The following is an 8,005-nucleotide window of genomic DNA, read 5'->3' as shown; positions in this document are numbered from 1 at the left end:
TAATTATATCCATAAGAGCATCTCCTTTTTGTATATTATTAACTGGTTTTGTCACCTATATAATATCATATTTGGAATGCTCTTATTTTATTTTTAATTATTTTCCCCAATCTAATTTTACACTAACGCTGGGATATGCTTATGAAGGAGCATTTAGTTATAGAAAGTCAGATAGCAACTATAATAAAGCAATAGATTTATTATTCACTGAATATGCAGCGGGAAGAATACCGGATGTATCTATTGTGGGAAAAGCATTTAATAGAACAACTGGAAAAACTCAAAGAATAAAAGTATCAGGAATCACTTTTGATGAACTTACTTTACAATCTTGGGAAGAGAGAGCAGTGGGGGAAATTGAAATGCCATTTAAAGCTAGTAAAGTAGAAATATTACAATAGTACAGAATTAAAACATAATTTAAGTGCCTTAGAACTCAATCTAGGGCACTTATTATTTTACAAATAAAGGGAGTGGTGTATATGGCTAAACAAGCGACTTTGGCAGATATTATAGCTAAAAGAAAACAAGGTAAAATGGATAAATTACAAGTTAAGAGTTACTATTCAGAAACTTTAGATATGGGTATTGAAATCAGAAAAATACCACTGGGGCAATACATGGATATAGTAGAAAATCTAGAAGAGGAAAACAGTATAAATGGTATGAATAAACTGATATACGAATGTTGTCCACTTTTTAGGGAAGATGCTAAAGAGGCAATGGAAGTTTATGAAGTAGCAGAGCCTACAGATTTACCGAGTGCAGTTTTAGAAGATCAACTGAACGAAATGAAAGATATAGTTGAAATTATAAATTCATTTTATGGTATAGACAAAATAGATAGTGAAATAAAAAACTAATAAGAGATGATGGAGAGTTTAATATGTATGCTTATTACTTGAATAAAGGGCATGCACTAGATTCTTTGTTATCTCTTTCTTATGTGGAAAAAATATTTTATGTGGAATCTATGATGTACAACATAGAGCAAGAAAATGAAAAAACCAAAGCTATGTTTGGGAAGTAGGTGAAAAAATGGCGAGTAAAAAAATAGCTACTATTCTATCTCTAAAAGATAAAATGTCAAGTCCTTTGACAAAAGTTTCTAACAATGTAACTAAAGTAACTAGAGAAATGAAGAAATCGCAAAATCAAATAAATAAATGGGGCAAAAGTGCAGTAAAATCTATCGATAATGTGATCAAGAAAGCCGCTAAAATTGGAGCAACGGCAATTGGCGCAGGTGCTGTTGCGGGTACAGCCGTGTTAATCAAACAAACAGATATCTACACAGGAATACAAGCTAGATTGGGTTTGGTTGCAGATAAACAGAATTCAATAAAGAGTTTGAATGATAAAATATTCAAAAGTGCGAACAACGCGAGGATACCTTATGAAGATATTGCAAATAGTGTAGGTAAGTTAGGGATCAACGCAAAAGATGCGTTTAGTGGTACTGATGAAATCCTGAAATTCAGTGAGTTGTTAGCAAAGAGTTTCAAAATATCAGGGGCAAGTACGGAGGAACAAGAGTCGGCTATGCACCAATTAACACAAGCTATGGCTAGTGGTAGATTACAGGGTGATGAATTTGTTTCGATTATGGAAAACGCACCTGGAATAGCACAAGCTATAGCAAAAGAGATGGGTGTGGGTGTTGGAGAACTGAAAGCAATGAGTTCAGAAGGGAAAATAACTTCTGATGTTATAAAAAAGGCGATGTTCGGTAGTGCCGATGATATTAATAAGAAGTTTGCTAGTATTCCTATGACTTTTGGAGAAATGTCAATTAAATTAAAAAACCTAATAAATAAGAACTTTCAACCAGTTATGAAAGACTTGTCTAAATGGTTGAACTCGTCTAGTGTACAAGCCAGTATAGAAAATATGGTTAAGTCCTTTGTAGACAAAATACCAAAGGCTATAAATTTTGTAAAAGAATTGATAACTAAGGTTCAGGAATTATTTAATTTTGTAAAGAAATATGAGCAAATTATAACGACTTTAGTGGTATTTATAGGGGCAATTTATACTGTCATAAAAGTAATAGGAGTTATGAAAGTAGCACTAGTTGCTTTAAATACTATATGGTTATTGTTCAACGGAACACTAGCTATAACACCGCTAGGTTGGATAATTCTAGCAATAGGTGCAGTAGTCGCAGCAGGATATCTATTATATAGAAATTGGGATAAGATCAAAGAAAAAGCAAAAGAATTAGGTGTTAATTTTGGAGAATTAAAAGACAAATATATAACTCCAGTAATAGAAGTTTTAAAAAACTTTGGCAAAATACTTTGGGATATGGTACTTCAAATAGTGGAATCATTTAAACCACTGATTGAAACTTTTAAGACTATTTTCAATCAAATTAAAGATGTTGTGATTCAACTGATACCTATATTAATGCCGATAGTAGCCTTTATTGCAGGTGTATTTATTGTAAAAATAGTGTATGGATTCATGTTATTAGCGAATCAAGTTAAAGCGGTAATATCAACTATAGCAGGTGTTCTAAATGGACTACTAAGAATCTTATCAGGTGTAATTGACTTTGTTGTAGGAGTGTTCACAGGTAACTGGTCAATGGCTTGGGAAGGTGTAAAGTCTATATTTGGTGGGTTTGTAGATATACTTCAGTCACTATGGGAAGGTTTGGTAGGACTTCTTACCGCACCAGTTGACGCAGTTGTAGGTATATTAGATGCAGTATTTAAAGAGAAGGTAGCTGGTGTCAAGAAGTTGTGGGAAGGCTTGAAAACATTCTTGAAAAATCCAATTGAAGGTGTTGTTAATTTATTTAGAAGAGATAAAGGTGGAGATGTTGATGGCTCGCATAGAACAGGGCTTCCACGTGTACCCTGGGATGGGTATATTGCTGAATTGCACAAAGGTGAAACAGTCTTAACCAAAGATGAAGCTGATGATTATTATGGTGGAAAGCCACCTGATAAACCGGGATCAAAACCACCGACTAATAATAGTGGGGGTGGAATGGCTGTAAGTGTAGTTATACAGGGGAATGTGATAGGCAATAAACAATTTGCAGATGAAGTAGGATCTACAGTTTATAAGAAGGTTAAATTAGCATTAGACAATATCTAGGAGGTGGTAGAGTGGCTCGTAGTATAATATTTAGTGCAGAAAACAATAAAGAAGTTATGGTACTTCCAATAGTGCCTGAAATTTCTTTAGATAAAGCTCAGAAAAATGAAAGGTTTGAAACAATAAATAATGGTACTTTAAATATTCCAGGGGATTTAGATCTCATCGAGTGGTCTATCGCTTCTGTATTTCCTAGCACTAAATACCATTGGTTAAGATCAGGAAGTATCGCAGATCCATATAAGTATATAGCTTTTTTCGATAAATGGAGAAAATTAAAGAAACCTGTAAGGTTCATTGTAAGCAAGGAAGATGGCAGTGCCTGGTTCAATAGATTAGTATTAGTAGATAGTTTTAACTACAATACTATGGGAAATGGAGATATAAGCTACTCTCTAGAATTGAGTGAGAACAGATGACATATAAATTAAATTTAATTAAAAATAATGGATTTAGAAAATCATTAACCCCTATAAGTGGTAATCTAAGTTGGAAAGATAGTATTGATACACTAGGTATGGAGTTGTCTTTTGATATTGCTAGAAGAGATGATAAAGTTGAAATAGGCGATAAGATTATAATGTATTCTAACAACAAAGAAATATTCAGAGGTATTATAGTGGACTTAGGCACCGAAATATACACAAAATCAATAACGGCTTTTGATTATGCTTTTTATCTAAATAAATCTAAAACTATTGTACAGTTTAATAAAACAAGAGCAGATAATGCTATAAGAACATTATGTAGTAAATTCAACATACCTATAGGTCGAATAGTTGGCATATCTACACCTATAGCTAAGATATATAAAGATGATACTATATCAGATATTATAAAAGATATATTAGATCAAGCTACAAGTACATTAGGCATAAAATATAGATTAGAAATGCGTGAAGGTAAATTATTTATAGAAAGATATACTGAACTAATAGTTAAACCTATCTTTAAGTCTTTAAATCTAGATGTATTAAAAAATATAGGTGGAATAAGTAAAAGCGAATCTATATCAGATATGAAAAATAGTATTCTAATATCTAGTGGAGATGAGAAGAGTTCAAGAGTAGTCGCTACAGCCAAAGATAATAAAAATATATCTAAATTTGGACTTCTGCAAGATGTTGAATCAGTAGATGATAAAGATATAGCAAAAGCTAAAAACATAGCTAAAAATAAGTTGAAAGAATTAAATAAAATAGGTGAAGATATTAGCCTTGGACCTTTGCTAGGTGATGATAGAGTAAGAGCTGGAAGAATATTAGAGTTAGATAATAATTTATTTGGATTAAAGGGTAAGTATCTAGTCAAAGATTGTACTCATAACTATCATAATAGTATTCATACCATGAATGTAACTATAGAGAAGGTGATTTAATGTGGGATGTTGGGTTGGCTAGTATGTTTAAAGAAAGAGATAATAAAGGTAAAACAGGGCCTTGTATTGGCCTTGTAATGAACGTAACTCCTTTAAAGATAAGTATACTCAATGGAGAGGTAACACTCCAAGGAGAACATCTTTATATGGCTGATAATTTAATATTAAAACAAGGTGATGAAGTCTTTATAATTCCAACTGAGTCTGAACAAACCTTCTTTATTACAAATAAAGCAAAAAAGGTAGGTGGTTAAATGTTTCCTGAGCTGGAATTAGATGATCTAGTGCAAGAAGAACTTGAAAATGAAGAGAAAACAGAACAAGGAATCACTTATCTTTATGACTTTAAAAAAGGTGATTTTGTAATGAAAGATGGAAGGTTAGTCATAGTAGAGGGTAAAGAAGGTATAAAAATATGGATTGAGAAACTTCTTTTAACAGAAGAATTTAAGTTTGAAATATATAAAGAAAACAATAGTGAAAATGAATATGGAACTACTATAAAAAGATTAATTCAAGGAAGGAAGATCCCTCAACTATTATTGCAATCTGAATTAAAAAGAATTATAGAAGAAAAGCTAGTAGAGCATATCGAAATAGATAGAGTAGAAAATTTTAATACAAAGCAAGAAATGACAACCCTTATAATATCTTTTACTGTAGTCTTGAAGGATGGAGATACCTTTATCCAGGAGGTGAATTTTTAATTGAACGAAATACACGAGAGAATTTTAAATAACATAGACAATAAATATGATAAGACCAAAGGGTCTTTTTTTTATGATGCTACTGCACCAGTTTCGATAGAATTAGAAAATCAAAACAATAAAATAAAAGAAGTAGGAAACAAATTTGATGTAGAAAATTTATCAGGAATAGAATTAGAAAAATATATTAATCAAAGAACTGGAATAAGTAGAAAACAAGCAACCTATGCTGCTACTATAGCAACTATAACAGGGCAAGAAGGGTCTTTAATAAGTAAAGGTGATTTAGTATCAAGTGATACAGTAAACTTCATTATACAAGAGAATAAGACCATAGGTTTATCAGGGCAAGTAAATGTATTATTAGAATGTGAACTACCAGGAAGCGTAGGAAACGTACCACAAGGTTCTATAAAATATTTTCCTATAAGTATTCCAGGATTGACAAGTGTAATAAATAATAATTCAGTTACAAATGGATTTAATGCTGAATCAGATGAAAACTTACTAAGTAGATATTATGAAACGATTAGAACACCTTCAACAAGTGGAAACAAATACCACTATATGAATTGGGCGAAGGAAATAGTAGGGGTTGGAGATGCTAGGGTGTTTAGTCTGTGGGCAGGTGATAACACTGTAAAAGTTGTTATTACAGACTCCAACAAACAGACTGCAAGTGAGGAATTAGTGTTAGAAGTACAAAACTATATAGACCCTAATACAACTGGTACTGGGGAAGGTCAAGCACCTATAGGGGCATTTTGTACTGTAGTATCAGCGATTAAAAAAGACATAAATATATCATTTACAGTTACTAAAGATATAAATTACACACTTGAACAAATAAAGACAAATGTTAGCAATAGTATAGCTGAGTATCTGAAATCTATAGCATTTAAAGAAGATACAGTAAGCTATGCAAGAATAGGGTCATTAATCTTATCAAGTGGTGGGGTTTTAGATTATCAAGCGTTAAAAGTCAATCTAGGAACTTCTAACATACAAGTGCTAGATACAGATGTAGCAATATTAGGTGAGGTGGTAGTAAGTGAATAGATTAATAAATAAACTACCCATTTATGAACGAAATTCTAAAGTATTTCAAGAGTTGATGAAAGCCGAAGAATTAGAACTTGATAAAATTGAGTTAGATATTGAAGATTTAAAAAAACAATTATTTATAGACACTGCTACTTGGGGACTAGATCTATATGAAAAAGAATTAAAAATACCAATTGATTTAAGTAAAGACTTAGAAGAACGTAGAGGAGTCATAAGGTCTAAGTGGCGCGGGACTGGTAAAGTAGATAAATATTTAATAAAAAGAGTAGTTGATGCTTACACAAATGGAAATGTAGATGTAAGTTTTAACGGAAAGATAGTAATAAAATTCACTGGAATATATGGAATACCTACTAATTTAAATGATGTCTACAAGAGTTTAGAAGATGTATCTCCAGCTCACTTAGATATAATATATGAATTTATGTATCTATATATAAAAGATATACACGAAGTTATGACAATAGAAGAATTAGAAAATACAACACTTGATAAGTTTGCATTTTAAGGAGTGAGAAAAATGGCAGATAATACACCTTTTTTAGATTTGTATAAGAAGAACCCAATAACAGATAGGAATGATACGTTTAATATAAAGACTATGTTAAATGATAACTGGGACAAAATAGATATTAAAACAAAAGAAATAGATCAAACTAAAGTAGACAAAGTAATAGGTAAAGGATTATCTACAAATGATTATACAAAGTTAGAAAAAGAGGAAGTTGCGAAAATAAAAAACCTAGCAAGTATACATGAATTAGCTTTACTTGAAGATGAAATTAGGACGCATTTGGCAGAAAGTATGCCTCATAAATTTATAGATGGAGCAAAAACTTACAAGTGGGGTTTTAGGACTAAGAACGGAGTAGCACAATTTATTTATGAGGAGGTAATATAGATGGCGATACAAGAATTGAATTTAGCAACAAAAGAACTACAAGAGCAGATTTTAAATAAGCCTTCTGGCGGTGGCATGAGTAAACGAGTATTTTTAAATAATGATACGTGGATTGTGCCTGATGGAGTTACTGAAATCTTTGTTACAGCATGCGGAGGAGGAGGTGGTGGTGGTGCCTCCGGGTCATCTTCAGGGTCAGGGACTGGTGTTGGAGGAGGAGGGGGTGGTGCCTCGGCCATTATCAGTGAGCCATATAATGTAACCCCAGGGGCCTCGGTCAGTATAGTTGTCGGGAAAGGTGGAGCTGGGGGGGAATACCAATCCGGGAATGCTGGGTCAGCAACCATAATAGGTGAGATTGTCACTCTTAGTGGAGGAGGAGGTGGTGGAAAAGGAGGGGTAAATTCCTCTAACTCTGGCACCCCAGGGGAATCCGGTGGAAAAGGAGGTGGAAAAGGAGGTGGTGGAAATAATTCTAGTAGAGTAAAAGCAGGGGATGGTATTGGTGGCTACGGTGGTGTTGGGAATTGCGCAGGAGGGGGAAGTCTTGGTGGTGGTGGAGCCGGATGGACAGGTACAGGTCTGTCGTCCGGTGGCTCTAGTATGTTTATGAATGGCCAAGATGCACGTCTTCCCTCTTCTGGTGATGCCAATGGGAGTCTTGGTGGTGGTGGTAGTGGCGACAGTGGTAGAGGTGGAGACGGGATCGTTATTATAGAATAGATAGTTGCAGAATAGAGTTTTGAAATTATCTAAGGTTATCCACAAAGGGAAATTTAATTCAATAAATAAATATGCTCGTTAATTTTGGAGAATCTAGTTATACACAGAAAAAGGGCATAGAAA

The 8,005-nt window shown here is 33.2% G+C and carries 12 protein-coding genes; all 12 read left to right on the top strand.

Annotated features, from left to right (window positions below; all coding sequences use genetic code 11):
• A partial coding sequence (locus TICRE_RS08865; protein WP_233120178.1) for a phage tail tube protein occupies nt 1–401 on the top strand: 401 nt, incomplete at its 5' end.
• A gap of 81 nt (nt 402–482) precedes the next feature.
• A complete protein-coding gene (locus tag TICRE_RS08860) occupies nt 483–863 on the top strand; it encodes a hypothetical protein (protein WP_075727254.1) in 381 nt (126 codons plus the stop codon).
• Nucleotides 864–886: 23 nt separating this feature from the next.
• Nucleotides 887–1,030, top strand: a complete 144-nt coding sequence (locus TICRE_RS13275) for a hypothetical protein (protein ID WP_158016504.1) — start codon at nt 887–889, stop codon at nt 1,028–1,030.
• 8 nt (nt 1,031–1,038) lie between these two features.
• A complete protein-coding gene (locus TICRE_RS08855) occupies nt 1,039–3,108 on the top strand; it encodes a tape measure protein (protein ID WP_075727252.1) in 2,070 nt (689 codons plus the stop codon).
• 11 nt (nt 3,109–3,119) lie between these two features.
• The gene (locus TICRE_RS08850) at nt 3,120–3,527 is read left to right on the top strand and encodes a hypothetical protein (protein ID WP_075727250.1); all 408 of its coding nucleotides are present in this window, start codon (nt 3,120–3,122) and stop codon (nt 3,525–3,527) included.
• On the top strand, nt 3,524–4,486 hold the full coding sequence (locus TICRE_RS08845) for an XkdQ/YqbQ family protein (protein WP_075727248.1): 963 nt from the start codon (nt 3,524–3,526) through the stop codon (nt 4,484–4,486). Before TICRE_RS08850 ends, TICRE_RS08845 begins: the two co-directional genes overlap by 4 nt.
• A 23-nt stretch (nt 4,487–4,509) precedes the next feature.
• Complete coding sequence (locus TICRE_RS08840; protein ID WP_233120177.1) at nt 4,510–4,740, top strand: DUF2577 family protein; 231 nt, start codon at nt 4,510–4,512, stop codon at nt 4,738–4,740.
• Complete coding sequence (locus TICRE_RS08835; RefSeq protein ID WP_075727244.1) at nt 4,741–5,193, top strand: DUF2634 domain-containing protein; 453 nt, start codon at nt 4,741–4,743, stop codon at nt 5,191–5,193.
• The gene (locus TICRE_RS08830) at nt 5,194–6,252 is read left to right on the top strand and encodes a baseplate J/gp47 family protein (protein WP_075727242.1); all 1,059 of its coding nucleotides are present in this window, start codon (nt 5,194–5,196) and stop codon (nt 6,250–6,252) included.
• Nucleotides 6,245–6,766 carry a putative phage tail protein gene (locus TICRE_RS08825; RefSeq protein ID WP_075727240.1) on the top strand — a complete coding sequence of 174 codons (522 nt, stop codon included), beginning with the start codon at nt 6,245–6,247 and terminating at the stop codon, nt 6,764–6,766. The genes TICRE_RS08830 and TICRE_RS08825 overlap by 8 nt, the downstream gene beginning before the upstream one ends.
• A gap of 12 nt (nt 6,767–6,778) precedes the next feature.
• On the top strand, nt 6,779–7,159 hold the full coding sequence (locus TICRE_RS08820; protein ID WP_075727238.1) for a hypothetical protein: 381 nt from the start codon (nt 6,779–6,781) through the stop codon (nt 7,157–7,159).
• On the top strand, nt 7,160–7,882 hold the full coding sequence (locus TICRE_RS13765) for a glycine-rich domain-containing protein (RefSeq protein ID WP_075727236.1): 723 nt from the start codon (nt 7,160–7,162) through the stop codon (nt 7,880–7,882). It begins immediately after the preceding gene.
• Nucleotides 7,883–8,005 lie beyond the last annotated feature (123 nt).

The organism is Tissierella creatinophila DSM 6911 (assembly GCF_001940565.1).
In the GTDB taxonomy this organism is placed as follows: Bacteria; Bacillota; Clostridia; order Tissierellales; family Tissierellaceae; genus Tissierella_A; species Tissierella_A creatinophila.
The sequence above is the reverse complement of the archived record's forward strand: the minus strand, read 5'-3'. Positions and strand labels throughout refer to the sequence as shown.